The organism is Micromonospora chaiyaphumensis, from assembly GCF_900091435.1.
Taxonomy (GTDB): domain Bacteria; phylum Actinomycetota; class Actinomycetes; order Mycobacteriales; family Micromonosporaceae; genus Micromonospora; species Micromonospora chaiyaphumensis.
Genome location: NZ_FMCS01000004.1, coordinates 1 through 15,602, shown reverse-complemented (window position 1 = coordinate 15,602; position 15,602 = coordinate 1). Strand labels below are relative to the sequence as shown.

At 70.9% G+C, this 15,602-nt stretch carries 15 protein-coding genes and 1 pseudogene; 15 read left to right on the top strand and 1 reads right to left on the bottom strand.

Features of this window, described 5'->3' with window-relative positions:
* The first annotated feature begins 25 nt into the window (after nucleotides 1–25).
* Entirely contained in the window at nucleotides 26–2,137 is a 2,112-nt protein-coding gene (locus GA0070214_RS12080) for a transglycosylase domain-containing protein (protein ID WP_091262190.1), read from the top strand.
* Between the two features lie 6 nt (nucleotides 2,138–2,143).
* On the opposite strand, the gene GA0070214_RS12075 is transcribed toward GA0070214_RS12080, so the two are convergent.
* Complete coding sequence (locus tag GA0070214_RS12075; protein WP_091262188.1) at nucleotides 2,144–3,613, bottom strand: SDR family oxidoreductase; 1,470 nt, start codon at nucleotides 3,611–3,613, stop codon at nucleotides 2,144–2,146.
* Nucleotides 3,614–3,648: 35 nt separating this feature from the next.
* Between GA0070214_RS12075 and GA0070214_RS12070 the strand changes: the two genes are divergently transcribed.
* From GA0070214_RS12070 to GA0070214_RS12005, 14 genes and pseudogenes are all read left to right on the top strand, one after another.
* Nucleotides 3,649–4,938 (top strand): serine hydroxymethyltransferase, encoded by a 1,290-nt coding sequence (locus tag GA0070214_RS12070; protein WP_091262186.1) that lies wholly within the window; start codon nucleotides 3,649–3,651, stop codon nucleotides 4,936–4,938.
* A complete protein-coding gene (locus GA0070214_RS12065; RefSeq protein WP_091262183.1) occupies nucleotides 4,931–5,362 on the top strand; it encodes a hypothetical protein in 432 nt (143 codons plus the stop codon). The genes GA0070214_RS12070 and GA0070214_RS12065 overlap by 8 nt, the downstream gene beginning before the upstream one ends.
* Nucleotides 5,363–5,572: 210 nt before the next feature.
* Nucleotides 5,573–5,809: an AtpZ/AtpI family protein gene (locus tag GA0070214_RS12060; protein ID WP_091263065.1), complete on the top strand. Its 237-nt coding sequence runs from the start codon at nucleotides 5,573–5,575 to the stop codon at nucleotides 5,807–5,809.
* 11 nt (nucleotides 5,810–5,820) lie between these two features.
* The gene (atpB, locus tag GA0070214_RS12055) at nucleotides 5,821–6,618 is read left to right on the top strand and encodes a F0F1 ATP synthase subunit A (RefSeq protein WP_091262181.1); all 798 of its coding nucleotides are present in this window, start codon (nucleotides 5,821–5,823) and stop codon (nucleotides 6,616–6,618) included.
* A 65-nt stretch (nucleotides 6,619–6,683) separates the two neighbouring features.
* A complete protein-coding gene (locus GA0070214_RS12050; RefSeq protein WP_046563803.1) occupies nucleotides 6,684–6,917 on the top strand; it encodes an ATP synthase subunit c family protein in 234 nt (77 codons plus the stop codon).
* A 29-nt stretch (nucleotides 6,918–6,946) separates the two neighbouring features.
* Entirely contained in the window at nucleotides 6,947–7,486 is a 540-nt protein-coding gene (locus GA0070214_RS12045; RefSeq protein WP_091262178.1) for a F0F1 ATP synthase subunit B, read from the top strand.
* Nucleotides 7,486–8,307 carry a F0F1 ATP synthase subunit delta gene (locus GA0070214_RS12040; protein ID WP_091262176.1) on the top strand — a complete coding sequence of 274 codons (822 nt, stop codon included), beginning with the start codon at nucleotides 7,486–7,488 and terminating at the stop codon, nucleotides 8,305–8,307. The genes GA0070214_RS12045 and GA0070214_RS12040 overlap by 1 nt, the downstream gene beginning before the upstream one ends.
* 85 nt (nucleotides 8,308–8,392) lie before the next feature.
* Nucleotides 8,393–10,045, top strand: a complete 1,653-nt coding sequence (gene atpA / locus GA0070214_RS12035) for a F0F1 ATP synthase subunit alpha (RefSeq protein WP_091262173.1) — start codon at nucleotides 8,393–8,395, stop codon at nucleotides 10,043–10,045.
* Nucleotides 10,046–10,047: 2 nt separating this feature from the next.
* Nucleotides 10,048–10,977: a F0F1 ATP synthase subunit gamma gene (locus GA0070214_RS12030; RefSeq protein ID WP_091262171.1), complete on the top strand. Its 930-nt coding sequence runs from the start codon at nucleotides 10,048–10,050 to the stop codon at nucleotides 10,975–10,977.
* Complete coding sequence (atpD, locus tag GA0070214_RS12025; RefSeq protein ID WP_091262169.1) at nucleotides 10,977–12,413, top strand: F0F1 ATP synthase subunit beta; 1,437 nt, start codon at nucleotides 10,977–10,979, stop codon at nucleotides 12,411–12,413. Before GA0070214_RS12030 ends, atpD begins: the two co-directional genes overlap by 1 nt.
* 215 nt (nucleotides 12,414–12,628) lie before the next feature.
* Nucleotides 12,629–13,771: an LCP family protein gene (locus GA0070214_RS12020; RefSeq protein WP_091262167.1), complete on the top strand. Its 1,143-nt coding sequence runs from the start codon at nucleotides 12,629–12,631 to the stop codon at nucleotides 13,769–13,771.
* Between the two features lie 136 nt (nucleotides 13,772–13,907).
* Complete coding sequence (locus GA0070214_RS12015; protein ID WP_091262164.1) at nucleotides 13,908–14,186, top strand: F0F1 ATP synthase subunit epsilon; 279 nt, start codon at nucleotides 13,908–13,910, stop codon at nucleotides 14,184–14,186.
* A 12-nt stretch (nucleotides 14,187–14,198) separates the two neighbouring features.
* On the top strand, nucleotides 14,199–14,654 hold the full coding sequence (locus GA0070214_RS12010) for a DUF2550 domain-containing protein (RefSeq protein WP_091262162.1): 456 nt from the start codon (nucleotides 14,199–14,201) through the stop codon (nucleotides 14,652–14,654).
* Between the two features lie 664 nt (nucleotides 14,655–15,318).
* Nucleotides 15,319–15,602, top strand: a pseudogene (locus GA0070214_RS12005) (hypothetical protein); the annotation flags it as partial.

The following is a 15,602-nucleotide window of genomic DNA, read 5'->3' as shown; positions in this document are numbered from 1 at the left end:
CGGCCGGCTCCTGCGGGGAGAGCTGATGAACCGGGCCCATCTGAACAAGCTGTTCACCGTCCTGCTCGCCGGCGTGCTCGCCGGACTCGCCCTGGGCGCCGCCGCGCTTCCGGTGGCACTGGTCTTCGGGCTCGGCTTCAAGAACCTGATGCCCTACGCCGCGCTGCCGGAGTCGCTGAAGACGCCGCAGCCGGCCCAGCGCTCCAACCTCTACGCCAGCGACGGCCGCACGCTGATCACCTCGTTCTACGTGGAGGACCGGGTGGACGTGCCGGTCGAGGAGGTGGCGCCGGTGATGCGGCAGGCCATCGTCGCCGCCGAGGACGTCCGGTTCTACCAGCACCACGGCGTCGACGTGCGCGGCGTGGCACGGGCCTTCACGGCCAACCGCCGGGAGGGCACCCGGCAGGGCGCCTCCACGCTGACCATGCAGTACGTGCGCAACGCGCTGGCCGGGGATCCCCGGCTGACCGAGGAGCAGCGCGCCCGGGCCACCGAGATCACCGTCGGCCGCAAGATCCGCGAGATGCGGTACGCCCTGACCCTGGAACGCCGGATCAGCAAGGACGAGATCCTCGGGCGCTACCTGAACATCGCCTACTTCGGCGCCGGCGCCTACGGCATCGCGGCGGCCAGCAAGCGCTACTTCTCCACCACACCGGCCAAACTCACCCTGGCCCAGTCGGCGCTGCTCGCCGGGCTGGTCCGTTCACCGGACACCGACGACCCGATCAACGGCGACGCCGATTCGGCGCTGGGCCGCCGGGCGTACGTGCTGGACCGGATGGTGGAGACCGGCCAGGTGGCCGAGGCGGACGCCGCGCGGGCCAAGGGCGAGCTGCTCAACCTCAAGCCCAGCGCCACCCCGAACGACTGCACCGCGGTGCCCGCCGGGCACAACGACTGGGGCTTCTTCTGCGACTGGTTCACCCAGTGGTGGAACGCCCAGCCCGCCTTCGGCAAGACGGTGGACGAGCGGCAGCGCACGCTGCGCCGGGGCGGCTGGTCGATCGTCTCCTCGCTCGACGCGGACGTGCAGGCCAAGGCCACCGAGCAGGTGCTGCGGATCTACCCGAACAGCAACGAGCGGGCCGCGCCGACCGCGGTGGTGCAGCCGGGCACCGGCCGGGTGCTGGCCATGGCGGTGAACCGCACCTACAGCGTGGCGCCGAACGCGGCCGCCGGGCAGAATTACCCCAACACGGTCAACCAGCTGGTCGCGGGCGGCGGGGGCATCGAGGGCTACCAGGCCGGCTCGACGTTCAAGCTCTTCGCCGTGCTGGCCGCGCTGGAGGCCGGGCTGCCGCTGAACACCGAGTTCGACTCGCCCAGTGTCTTCGTCACGAAGTACCCGATCGACGGCGGCCCGGCGAGCTGCGGCGGCCACTGGTGCCCGGAGAACGCCAACCCGGCGTGGATGGACGGCGACCGCACCATGTGGGACGCCTTCGGCCGGTCGGTGAACACCTACTTCGCCTGGCTGACCGAGCGGGTCGGCGCGGACCGCGTGGTGGAGATGGCCGAGCGGCTGGGCATCGTGTTCCGCTCGCCCGAGGACGCCCGGCTGGCCCGGGACGGCGCGAAGAACTGGGGGCCGTTCACCCTGGGCGTCTCCTCCACCACCCCGCTCGACCTGGCCAACGCGTACGCCACGGTGGCCGCCGAGGGGACCTGGTGCCGGCCCACCCCGATCAGCTCGATCACGGACCCCACCGGCCGGAAGGTGGCCGCCGGCAACCCGGACTGCCGCCAGGTGCTCGACACCGAGGTGGCCCGGGCGGCGACGGACGCGGCCCGCTGCCCGGTCGGCGACCAGACGATGTACCGCGGCTGCGACGGCGGCACCGCCGAGCAGCTGGCCCCCGGGCTGCGCCGCCCACTGGCCGGCAAGACCGGCAGCTCCGAGCGGAACGCGACGGAGACCGTGGTCGCCTTCACGCCGCAGCTCTCCGTCGCGACCATCGCCGCGAACCCGGACAACCCCCGCGACGCGGTGGGCGGCGGGGTCCAGGTCCGCCAGATCGAGGCCGTGGGTCGCCTGCTGGCGTGGGCCCTGCGGGACGAGCCCGTCCTGGACTTCGTCCCGCCGAGCCAGACCGTGGCCTTCCAGCGCACCAGCCCCCGCACCGGGAACTGACCCCGGTCAGCGGGGGCCGGGCCGCTCGGCGCCGCGGGCGATGTTGCGGGCCATGCCGCCGAAGACGACGGCGTGGAACGGGGCGACCGAGGCCCAGTAGAGGTGGCCGGGGAGGCCGTGGGGGAGGAAGACGGCGCGCTGGACGTACCGGCTGCGGCCGTCGCCGTCCGGCGCGACGCGCATCTCCAGCCAGGCACGGCCGGGCAGCCGCATCTCGGCGCGCAGCCGCAGCAGCTCGCCGGGGACGATCTCCTCGACCCGCCAGAAGTCCAGCGCCTCGCCGACCTGGAGGCGGTGCGGGTCGCGCCGGCCCCGGCGCAGCCCGACCCCGCCGACCAGCCGGTCCAGCCAGCCCCGCACCGACCAGGCCAGCGGGAACGAGTACCAGCCGTGCTCGCCGCCGACCCCCTCGACGACCCGCCACAGGACCGCCGCCGGTGCGCCCACCGCCCGTTCCCGAACGTCCGTGTACGCCGTCCCGCCCGACCACTCCGGGTCACTCGGCAGCGGCTCGGCCGGTGCGTCCGGGACGCTCGCGGTCGACCAGCGGGTCTCCACCTGGGCGTCGCGCACCTTCGTGAGGGCCAGGGCGACCGCCTGGTCGAAGCCGGTGAGCCCGCCGGGCGGGTCGGGCACGTACCGGGCGATGTCGTGCTCGCGGGCGACGGCCTCGTGGACCAGGCTCTCCACCAGCGGCCGGGCGATCGCGTTCGGCACCGGGGTGATGAGGCCGACCCAGTAGGAGGAGAGGGCCGGGGTCAGCGGCCGCACCGGCAGGATCATCCGCCGGCGCAGGCCGGCCACCCGCGCGTACCGCTGCATCATCTGCTCGAAGGTGAGCACGTCCGGCCCGGCGATGTCGAAGGCCCGGTTGACCTCGGGCGGCAGGTCCACGCAGCCGACCAGGTAGCGCAGCACGTCGCGGACGGCGATCGGCTGGATCCGGTTGCGCACCCAGCGCGGGGTGACCATGGCCGGCAGCCGCTCGGTCAGGTGGCGCAGCATCTCGAACGAGGCCGACCCGGAACCGATGATCACGGCGGCCCGCAGCACCGCCGTCGGCACCCCGCCGGCCAGCAGGATCCGGCCGACCTCCGCGCGGGACCGCAGGTGCGCCGACGGGACCTTCCGGTCGGCCGCCGGCTCCGGCCCGCCGAGATAGACGATCCGGCGTACGCCCGCGGCGCGGGCCGCGGCGGCGAAGTTCTCCGCGGCCTCCCGGTCGGCCGCCTCGAAACCCCGCTGGCCGAGCGAGTGGACCAGGTAGTACGCCACGTCCACGCCCTCGAACGCGGCCGGCAGCGTCTCGGGCCGGCGCAGGTCCCCCTCGGCGATCTCGGCCCGGGACGCCCACGGCACGTCGCGCAGCCGACCCGCCTTGCGGGCCAGGCAGCGCACGGTGTGCCCGTCGGCCAGCAACCGGGGCGCGAGGCGCCCGCCGATGTAACCCGTGGCGCCGGTGACGAGGCATCTCACGGCTTCCAGTCTGGCGCTCCGTAGACTCCTTCGCTGTGGAGAACGCGAGGGACACCTTCTGGGGGCCGGACTTCCAGCAGCTCAGCGCCGTCGATCCGGAGATCGCCGAGGTGGTGCTGGGGGAGCTGGCCCGGCTGCGCGACGGGCTGCAACTGATCGCCAGCGAGAACCTCACGTCGCCGGCGGTGCTGGCCGCCCTGGGCTCCACGCTGACCAACAAGTACGCCGAGGGCTACCCGGGCCGCCGCTACTACGGCGGCTGCGCCGAGGTGGACCGGGCCGAGGAGCTCGGCATCGCCCGGGCGAAGGAGCTGTTCGGCGCCGAGCACGCCAACCTCCAGCCGCACTCCGGCGCGAGCGCCAACCTGGCCGCGTACGCCGCCCTGGTGCAGCCCGGCGACACCGTGCTGGCCATGGACCTGCCGCACGGCGGGCACCTCACCCACGGGAGCCGGGTGAACTTCTCCGGCAAGTGGTTCCACCCGGTCGGCTACACGGTCCGGCCGGACACCGAGCTGATCGACTACGACGAGGTGCGCGACCTGGCCCTGGCGCACCGGCCGAAGCTGATCATCTGCGGCGCGACGGCGTACCCGCGGCTGATCGACTTCGCCCGGTTCCGCGAGATCGCCGACGAGGTCGAGGCCTACCTCATGGTGGACGCGGCGCACTTCATCGGTCTGGTCGCCGGCCGGGCGATCCCGTCCCCGGTCCCGTACGCCGACGTGGTCACCTGCACCACCCACAAGGTGCTGCGCGGGCCGCGCGGCGGCATGATCCTCTGCCGGGAGCCGCTGGCCGCCCGGATCGACAAGGCGGTCTTCCCGTTCACCCAGGGCGGCCCGCTGATGCACGCGGTCGCCGCCAAGGCCGTCGCCCTGCGCGAGGCCGCCCAGCCCGAGTTCCGGGCGTACGCCTCCCAGGTGGTCAGCAACGCCCAGGCGCTCGCCGACGGGCTGGCCGCCGAGGGCATGCGGCCGGTCTCCGGCGGCACCGACACCCACCTGGCCCTCATCGACCTGCGCGAGGCCGGGGTGACCGGGGCCGCGGCCGAGGCGCGCTGCGACGCCGCGGGCATCACGCTGAACAAGAACGCCATCCCGTACGACCCGCAGAAGCCGATGGTCGCCTCCGGCATCCGGGTCGGCACGCCGAGCGTCACCACCCAGGGGATGCGCGAGGGGGAGATGCGCCGGATCGCCACGCTGATCGCCCGCGCGGTGCGCACCGACCCGGAGTCGCCGGGGGGCACGGACGAGCTGGGCCGGATTGCCGGCGACGTGACCGAGCTGGTCGGGGCCTTCCCGGCGTACCCCCGTGGCTGAGCCCGGGACGCGCGCGGCGGAGGCGGCCGCGGACCGCGGCTGGCGGCTGCGCCACCTGCCCGTGCTGGTGATCGCGTCGGTGCTGATGGCCGCCGTGGCGGCGGTGGCCGGCGGGCTGGCCCGGGGCGCCGACGGCGCGCTCGGCGCGGCGGCCGGGGTGGCCGTCACGGCGGTCAGCTACACGGTGACCACGGTGGTGCTGGCCTGGGCCGACGCCCGGGACCCGCAGCTCGTGCTGCCGTTCGGGGTGGGCGTCTACATTGCCAAGATGACCCTGCTCGGCGGGGTGATGGTGCTGGTCGCGTCGACCGGCTGGCCGGGGCTCGTCCCGTTCGCCCTGGGCATCGCCGCGGGCGTGGTGGTCTGGACCGGAGTGCACATCTGGTGGCTGGCCACGGTGCACGCCCGCAGGGTCCCACGCTGATCACAGCGGGCGGACCCGTGCGGAGTCGATCGACGGCGCTGTCCCATCCTTCGGACGCGCGCGGGTGTGTCCGCGATCGGTCATTCTCTCAGTGGCGGGAGGGGAGTAGCGTGCCTCCAGACGACTTCGCCCACCCGTGTCCCACACAACCAGGTTGTGCGGGGGGTGAGGCACAGCCTCTTCGGCTCGACTGATATCGTTCGCCCCGTCATGGCCGGTGACCAGAAACCCCCCAACGCTGGCGGCTCGGGCGACGTTCCGCCCGGTGCCGGTCAGGGTTGGACCGCGCTCTCATACCTCATCGGGGGCATGCTCGTCTGGGGTTTCATCGGCTGGCTGGTCGACCGTTGGCTCGACACCGGCGGCATCGCCACCGGGATCGGGATCGTGCTCGGCATGGCCGGGGGGATCATCCTGGTCGTCCGCCGGCTGGGCACGCCTACTTAGGAAGGGACGCGGTGTTCGGACAGGCGAACGTCCTGGCTCAGGGCCAGGCGGAATTCCCACCGACGGTGGGGGACTTCTACCTGCCCAGCATCCTGCCCTGGGGTGCCGAGAACTCGTACTTTTTCACCAAGATCACGGCGATGGTGTGGATCGCCGTCGGCGTTCTGATCATCTTCTTCCTGGCCAGCTACCGGAACCCCCAGCTGGTGCCGACCAAGAAGCAGTGGTTCGCCGAGTCGATCTACGGCTTCGTGCGCAACAACATCGCGGTCGACATGATCGGCCACCAGGGCGTGCGCTTCGCGCCCTACTTCACCACGCTGTTCTGCTTCGTCCTGCTGACGAACGCGTTCGCGATCATCCCGTTCTTCCAGATCTCGCCGAACTCGCACATCGCCTTCCCGGCCTTCCTCGCCGTGATCAGCTACGTGCTCTTCAACTACATCGGCATCCGGCACCACGGCTTCGTGAAGTACTTCAAGAACTCCCTGATCCCGCCGGCGCCCTGGTACATCCTGCCGCTGCTGATCCCGATCGAGTTCTTCTCCACCTTCCTGGTCCGGCCGTTCTCGCTCGCCGTCCGTCTCTTCGCGAACATGTTCGCCGGTCACATGCTCCTGCTGGTCTTCACGCTCGGCGGGTTCGCCATGCTCAGCGCCAACGCCTGGCTGGCCCCGGTCTCGGTGGTGTCCTGGGTGATGACGATCGCGCTGACCTTCCTCGAGTTCCTGGTGATCTGTCTGCAGGCGTACGTCTTCACGGTGCTGACCGCCAGCTACGTGCAGGGCGCGCTCGCCGAAGAGCACTGATCCACTTCGCACCAACCGTTGTCGTCCCGCGTGACCGTCACGCGTGATAACCAGGAGGAACCGCAATGAGCATCCTTGCCGAGGTAACGGGCAGCACCGCTGCCATCGGTTACGGCCTGGCCGCCATCGGCCCGGGCATCGGCGTGGGCCTGGTCTTCTCGGCCTACATCCAGTCGACGGCCCGCCAGCCGGAGTCGTCCCGGATGACCCTCCCGTACGTCTGGATCGGCTTCGCCGTCATCGAGGCCCTGGCGCTGCTCGGTATCGCCTTCGGCTTCATCTGGGCCGGCACCGCCTGATCCAGCCCCTCTGACCGGGAGGTTTCCCCATGTACTTCCTCGCCGCTGAGGGTGGTGAGACGACCCACAACCCGATCATCCCGCTCTGGCAGGAGATCGTGGTCGGTGGGATCGCCTTCATCGTGCTCTGCTTCGTGCTGATGAAGTTCGTCTTCCCCCGCATGGAGCAGACGTTCCAGGCTCGGGTCGACGCGATCGAGGGCGGCATCAAGCGCGCCGAGGCCGCCCAGGCCGAGGCGAACCAGCTGCTCGAGCAGTACCGGGCCCAGCTCGCGGAGGCGCGTACCGACGCCGCCAAGATCCGCGACGACGCCCGGGCCGACGCCGAGGGCATCCGCCAGGACATCCTCGCCAAGGCGCGCGAGGAGTCCGACCGGATCATCGCGGCCGGCAAGGAGCAGCTCGCCGCGGAGCGGGCCACCATCGTGCGCGAGCTGCGCACGGAGGTCGGCACCCTCGCGGTGGACCTCGCCAGCAAGATCGTCGGTGAGTCGCTCGCCGACGAGGCGCGTCGCAAGGGCACCGTGGACCGGTTCCTGAGCGGTCTCGAGAGCACGGGGGCCCGCTGATGCAGGCCGCCAGCCGGGAGTCGTACAAGGTCGCGGCCGACCGCCTCGACGAGTACGCCCGCGGCGCGGAGCCGTCGGCGGTGGCCTCCACCGCCGACGACATCCTCTCCGTCGCCGCCCTGCTGCGGCGCGAGCCGCGGCTGCGCCGGGCGCTCTCCGACCCGGCCCGGTCCGGGTCGGACCGGGCCGGCCTGCTCGGCGAGATGCTGCGCGGCAAGATCGGCGCCGACGCGCTCGACCTGCTCGCCTCGCTGGTCTCCGGTCGCTGGTCGGCTCCGTCGGAACTGCTCGACGGTGCCGAGCGGCTGGGCATCGAGGCGCTCCTGGCGAGCGCGGACAAGGCCGGCGAGCTGGGCGAGGTCGAGGACGAGCTGTTCCGCTTCGGGCAGGTCGTCTCCGGCAGCCCGGAGCTGTCCAACGCGCTCTCGGACCAGATGGCCCCGGCCACGCAGCGGGCCACCCTGGCCGACCAGCTGCTCGACGGCAAGGCCCGGCCGATCACCGGTTACCTCGTCGGGGCCGCGCTCGGTGGCTTCGGGGGACGCTCCTTCACCGGGGCGCTCACCCGGCTGGTCGAGCTGGCCGCCGACCGGCGGGACCGCCAGGTCGCGTACGTGACCGTCGCGGCCCCGCTGAGTGACGAGGAGGAGCGACGCCTGGGTGCCCGCCTCTCCCAGATGTACGGTCGGGAGGTCTCCGTCAAGCAGACGGTGAACCCCGACGTGCTCGGCGGGGTGAGCGTCCGGGTCGGTTCCGACCTGTACGACGGCACCGTCCTGCGCCGCCTCAACGAGACCCGCAACGCGCTCGCGAAGCGCTGATCAGCGCCCACGCAGCCCTGATTCGATGCCATCGGACCGGTCGGTACTAGGTATCCCGGGCCCCTGATACTTAAGGAAGCAGAGGATGGCCGAGCTGACCATCTCGACGGAGGAGATCCGCGGCGCCCTGGAGCGCTACGTCTCCTCCTACACGGCCGACGTCTCCCGTGAGGAGGTCGGCACCGTCGCCGACGCCGGCGACGGCATCGCCCACGTCGAGGGTCTGCCCTCGACCATGACCAACGAGCTCCTGGAGTTCGAGGACGGCACGCTCGGCGTGGCGTTGAACCTCGACGTCCGGGAGATCGGTGTCGTCGTCCTCGGTGACTTCGGCGGGATCGAAGAGGGTCAGCGCGTCAAGCGCACCGGCCGGGTGCTCTCCGTGCCGGTCGGTGACGCGTTCCTCGGCCGCGTGGTCAACGCGCTCGGCCAGCCGATCGACGGCCTCGGCGACATCGCCAACGAGGGCTACCGCGAGCTGGAGCTCCAGGCCCCGAACGTGATGGCCCGGCAGTCGGTCTTCGAGCCGATGCAGACCGGCATCAAGGCCGTCGACGCCATGACCCCGATCGGCCGCGGCCAGCGCCAGCTGATCATCGGTGACCGGAAGACCGGCAAGACCACCGTCGCCCTGGACACCATCCTCAACCAGCGGGACAACTGGCGCTCCGGCGACCCGAAGAAGCAGGTCCGCTGCATCTACGTCGCCGTCGGTCAGAAGGCCTCCACCATCGCCTCCATCAAGGGGACGCTGGAGGAGGCGGGCGCGATGGAGTACACCACCATCGTGGCCTCCCCGGCCTCCGACCCGGCCGGCTTCAAGTACCTCGCCCCGTACACCGGCTCGTCCATCGGGCAGCACTGGATGTACGGCGGCAAGCACGTCCTGATCGTCTTCGACGACCTGAGCAAGCAGGCCGAGGCGTACCGGGCCGTGTCGCTGCTGCTGCGCCGCCCGCCGGGCCGCGAGGCCTACCCGGGTGACGTCTTCTACCTGCACTCCCGGCTGCTGGAGCGCTGCGCCAAGCTCTCCGACGAGCTGGGCGGCGGCTCGATGACCGGTCTGCCGATCATCGAGACCAAGGCGAACGACATCTCGGCGTTCATCCCGACCAACGTCATCTCCATCACCGACGGCCAGATCTTCCTCGAGACCGACCTGTTCAACCAGGGCGTCCGGCCGGCCATCAACGTCGGCACCTCGGTCTCCCGGGTCGGTGGCGCCGCGCAGGTGAAGCCGATGAAGAAGGTCGCCGGCTCGCTGCGGCTCAACCTGGCCCAGTACCGCGAGCTGGAGGCGTTCGCCGCCTTCGCCTCCGACCTGGACCGGGCCTCCCGCGCCCAGCTGGACCGCGGTTCCCGCCTGGTCGAGCTGCTCAAGCAGCCGAACTACTCGCCGTACCCGGTGCAGGAGCAGGTCGTCTCCGTCTGGGCCGGCACCGAGGGCAAGCTGGACGACATCCCGGTGGGCGAGGTCCGCCGCTTCGAGTCGGAGTTCCTCCAGTACCTCCGGCACAAGCACGAGGGCGTCCTGGCCGCCATCGCCGACAACAAGTGGGACGACGACATCATCGGCTCGCTCGACTCGGCCATCACCGAGTTCAAGAAGGTCTTCCTGGGCAAGGAGGACGAGCAGCGGATCAACGAGCCGGCCGCGCAGCCGATGGAGGGCGAGGAGAACCGCGAGACGGTGACCCGCTTCCGCGACGGCTCGACCGACCGCCCGGCTGAGAGCTGACGATGGCCGCGCAGGTTCGCGTTCTTCGTCAACGGATCCGCTCGGCGAAGTCGATGAAGAAGATCACCAAGGCGATGGAGCTCGTCGCGACGAGCCGCATCGCCAAGGCCCAGGCCCGGGTGGCGGCTTCGCTTCCGTACGCCCAGGCGATCACCGGCGTGCTCACGGCGCTGGCCTCGAACGCGCGGATCGACCACCCGCTGCTCACCCCGCGCGAGCGGGTGCGGCGGGCGGGCGTCCTGCTCGTCACGGCCGACCGTGGCCTGGCCGGTGGTTACAGCACCAACGCGATCCGGACCGCGGAGTCGCTGATCGCCCGGCTGCGGGAGGACGGGAAGGAACCCGTCCTCTACGTGGTTGGACGTAAGGGCGTGACGTACTACCGGTTCCGCAACCGGGAGATCGCGGCCAGCTGGACGGGCTTCTCCGAGCAGCCGGGCTTCTCCGACGCCCGCGAGGTGGGCGAGACGCTGATCAAGGCGTTCTCGGCCGGCGCGGACGACGTGGATGGGCAGGCTGGGGCGGACGGGATCCTCGGCATCGACGAGCTGCACATCGTCTACACCGAGTTCCAGTCCCTGATGACCCAGAACCCGGTCGCGAAGATCATCGGCCCGATGCAGGTCGAGGACCGGCCGCGGTCCGAGGGCCTGCTTCCGGCGTACGAGTTCGAGCCGGAGGCGGAGGCGCTGCTCGACGCGCTGCTGCCGAAGTACATCAACACGCGGATCTACGCGGCGTTGCTGGAGTCGGCGGCCAGCGAGTCGGCGGCCCGTCGGCGGGCCATGAAGAGCGCCACCGACAACGCCGAAGAGATGATCGAGAAGTACACGCGTGAGATGAACTCGGCCCGCCAGGCCGGGATCACCCAGGAGATCAGTGAGATCGTCGGCGGCGCGAACGCGCTGGCCGCGTCGGGAAGTGAAGTGTGATGACTGCCCCAGTAGAGACCAAGACGGCCACGGGTCGCGTGGTCCGGGTCATCGGCCCGGTCGTCGACGCCGAGTTCCCGCGCGACGCCATGCCCGACCTGTTCAACGCCCTGCACGTGGACGTGACGCTGTCCGGCGGCGAGAAGACGCTGACCCTCGAGGTCGCCCAGCACCTGGGTGACAACGTGGTCCGCGCCATCTCGATGCAGCCGACCGACGGCCTGGTTCGCGGCTCCGAGGTCCGGGACACCGGCTCGCCGATCACCGTGCCGGTGGGCGACGCGGTCAAGGGCCACGTGTTCAACGCGATCGGCGAGGTCCTCAACCTCACCGAGGGCGAGACGCTCGAGGCGGACGACCGCTGGCAGATCCACCGCAAGGCCCCGGCCTTCGCGGACCTGGAGCCGAAGACCGAGATGCTGGAGACCGGCATCAAGGTCATCGACCTGCTCGCCCCGTACGTCAAGGGCGGCAAGATCGGCCTGTTCGGTGGCGCCGGCGTGGGCAAGACGGTGCTCATCCAGGAGATGATCACCCGGGTGGCCCGGAACTTCGGTGGTACCTCGGTCTTCGCCGGCGTGGGTGAGCGCACCCGTGAGGGCAACGACCTCATCGCCGAGATGACCGAGTCCGGCGTCATCGACAAGACCGCGCTGGTCTACGGCCAGATGGACGAGCCGCCGGGCACCCGGCTGCGGGTCGCCCTCTCCGCGCTGACCATGGCGGAGTACTTCCGCGACGTGAAGAAGCAGGAGGTGCTGCTCTTCATCGACAACATCTTCCGCTTCACCCAGGCCGGTTCCGAGGTCTCCACGCTGCTCGGCCGCATGCCGAGCGCCGTGGGTTACCAGCCGACCCTGGCCGACGAGATGGGCGAGCTCCAGGAGCGGATCACCTCCGTCCGGGGCCAGGCCATCACCTCGATGCAGGCGATCTACGTGCCCGCCGACGACTACACCGACCCGGCGCCGGCCACCACGTTCGCCCACCTGGACGCGACCACCAACCTGGAGCGGTCGATCTCCGACAAGGGCATCTACCCGGCCGTGGACCCGCTGGCGTCCTCGTCCCGGATCCTCGCCCCGGACTTCGTCGGCGCCGAGCACTTCGCGGTCGCCACCGAGGTGAAGCGGATCCTGCAGCGCTACAAGGACCTGCAGGACATCATCGCCATCCTCGGCATCGAGGAGCTCTCCGAGGAGGACAAGGTCACGGTGGGCCGGGCCCGCCGGATCGAGCGCTTCCTGTCGCAGAACACCTACGCCGCCGAGCAGTTCACCGGCGTACCGGGCTCGACGGTCCCGATCAAGGAGACCATCGAGGCGTTCAAGAAGATCAGCGAGGGCGAGTACGACCACTTCCCCGAGCAGGCGTTCTTCATGTGCGGCGGTCTGGAGGACCTCGAGAAGAAGGCCAAGGAGCTGATGGAGGGCTGAGAGCCCGATCACACTCCACAGAGGCCGCCCCGACGACGTCGGGGCGGCCTCTGCCTGTTCAGGGCCCCGCGTTACCAGATGCCCGGTTCGCGGGCAAGCGCTTCGCCAGACCGCGCGGTACCGTTCGTGACACGACGTTCACATCATGCGCGTTGATCTCTGCAACGAAATGGAACCGGGCGCCCGTCTACCAGTCGTGGGCGTGACGATTGGAGATGCTCGTGGGAAAGGCCGGCACGGACCGCGGCAAGCGGGGCCTGTGGCGTGGCGTGCCGCGGTGGGCCCGGGTCTGCACCATCCTCGGCGTCGTCATGATGGTGCTCAGCGGCTCGGTGCTCGTCGGCTACCAGGCGCTGGTCGCCCGCTACGAGGGCGCGGTCGGCAAGGGCGACCTCTTCGGGGACCAGGCGGCCGGTGCCAAGGAGAAGAAGAGCGACATCAAGGGCCCGCTGAACATCCTGCTGGTGGGCGTGGACCCCCGCAGCGCGAAGGCCCGCCCGCTCGCCGACTCGATCATGGTCCTGCACGTGCCGGCCGGCATGGACCGGGGCTACCTCTTCTCGCTCCCGCGCGACCTGCGGGTGGAGATCCCCGAGTTCCCGAAGGCCGGCTACGGCGGCGGCACCGACCGGATCAACGCCGCCATGTCGCACGGCAGCGTCGTGGCCGGGCAGAACCCGAGCGCGGCCCAGGGCTTCGAGCTGCTCGCCAAGACCGTGCAGCAGGTCACCGGGATCCAGCGCTTCGACGCCGGGGCGATCATCAACTTCACCGGCTTCAAGAAGATCGTCGACGCCATGGGCGGCGTCGACATGTACATCGAGCGGGACGTCAAGTCCGAGCACCTGCAGCCGGACGGCACACCGCGCCAGCTCAAGCCGGGCGGCGGGGGCTACCTCGGCCCGCAGGCCGTCTACCAGAAGGGCAACGCCCACCTCAAGGGCTGGCAGGCGCTGGACTACGTCCGGCAGCGCTACCCGAAGAACGGCGTCCCGGACGCCGACTACGGCCGGCAGCGGCACCAGCAGCAGTTCATCAAGGCGATGGTGAGCCAGGCGTTCAGCGCCGACGTGGTCGCCAACCCGGTGAAGCTGGACCGGGTGCTCCGCGCGGCCGGCCAGTCGCTGGTCTTCAACGGCCGGGGCAACAGCGTCGTCGACTTCGCCCTCGCCCTGAAGGGCATCCGGGCCGACTCGATCGAGACCATCAAGCTGCCCGGCGGCCCGGTCGAGACCAGCCGGGGATACCAGGGGGAACGCCTGCTGCCGGCCGCCGAGGACTTCTTCGCGGCGCTGCGCAACGAGCAGCTCGACGCGTTCCTGCTGGAGCACCCCGACTTCAAGCAGAAGACCAAGTAGCGTGAGCGCCAACGGGCCCCGGCGGGTGCCGGGGCTCGTCGGCGTGACCGTGGCGCAGCTCTCCCCACCCGCGTTGGGTGGCCCCCGGGGGCGCGACTAGACTTTCGGCAATCCGCCGCCGCAGCAAGGAGACAGCGTGGCACAGCAGCTTCACGTCGAGCTCGTAGCCGTCGAGGAGAAGGTCTGGTCCGGCGAGGCCGAAATGGTCGTCGCCCGGACGACCGAAGGTGAGCTGGGTGTGCTGCCGGGGCACGCGCCCCTGCTCGGCCAGCTCGCGGAGCCCAGCCAGGTCCGGATCAAGCAGGCCGGCGGCGAGCAGCTCGCGTACGACGTGGCGGGCGGCTTCCTGTCGGTGACCGGTGAGGGCGTGACAGTCCTCGCCGAGAGCGCCACCCCGGCCACCCCGGCGCGCTGAGCCGACCCGCCGATGGAGATCGTGGAAGGGATCGGAATCGGCGTCGCGGTCATTCTCGTGGCGCTTCTGATCCTCTTCATTCGGCGGGCCCTGTTCACCCGCAGCGGAGGCATCATCCGGCTCAGCGTCCGGGTCTCCACGATTCTCGACGGCCGAGGCTGGTCACCCGGCTTCGGCCGTTTCGTCGGCGACGAGCTCCGCTGGTACCGCATGTTCAGCTTCGCCCTGCGTCCCAAGCGGGTGCTCTCCCGCAAGACGCTGGCCGTGGAGCGGCGCCGGCTGCCCGAGGGCCAGGAACGGCTCTCCATGCCGGCCGACTGGGTGATCGTGCGCTGTACCAGCAACCACGCCCCGGTCGAGATCGCCATGGCACGGTCCACGGTCACCGGCTTCCTCTCCTGGCTCGAGGCCGCCCCACCCGGGGCGGCCTCGCCGCGTCTGGCCTCCCAGGACTGGCCCGCCGCCTGACCAGACCGGCCCACCCTCCAGCCCGGCGTGGTGGCGGTGCGCGGCGTGCGCGAATCCCGCCGCCCGTGATCCACTCCAGCTCGGCGAGGTGGCGGTTTCGGCTGGTGTCGGATGCCCCCACCTCGGCGGTCTGGAGTCGATCACGTCCGCCATCCCGCGCGACTCGCGTGGATCTTGGAGACTTGTCGTTCGCCGCGAAGGAACTCGCCAAGATCGCAGGTGGTTGGCGCGAGGAATGTCCGGTTCGTGTCGTCGCTCGACCCGTGAGTGGAACGCTGTGGGTGTCTCCGGGGCCGGGATGCACCCATGGTGTTCCACCGACCGTCGTGGTCTGGGCGGGGTGTCCGTTTCGTGGGGTGGCCGGTGGCACCCTGGCGGCGGAATGGCGGGCGGGCGGGGGTCGTTGTATCCGGGTGAACGGCCGAGGAAGGCGCCCCGCCCGGCGGGGTGACCGGCCCCCTCCGGGAACCGCCCCGCCAATCAAGGTGGGTGTGCCGGGCCCGGAATGATGGCGGCCAGCCGGTCGTTGTACATGGTCCCGGCGCGACGAAGTGGCCTCAGCCCCGCGCGCCGATGCTCCCCAAGACTTTTCTTGAGCGCCTGACGGTGCTTGCGCACGGCCGACCCCCATCGGCGTGTGCGCCGACCCCCAAGGAGCTTTGTCATGAACTCGATGCTGCGTAAGAGCGTGCTGGGTATTGCTGGTCTGGCTTTCACCGGTGGCGTGTTCGCCGGTCCGGTCGCCGCTCACGCCGACGCCCGCCCGGTGGAGGGCAAGCCGGTCGCGGTCGCGACGGTGCAGGGCGCCCAGTCGAAGATCGACCTGAACGGTGAGCAGACCGCGAACGCCAAGGCGATCATCGCGGCGACGAAGAAGGCCGGTCTGCCGGAGCGGGCCGCGGTGATCTCGATCGCCACCAGCCTGCAGGAGTCGAAGCTGGAGAACCT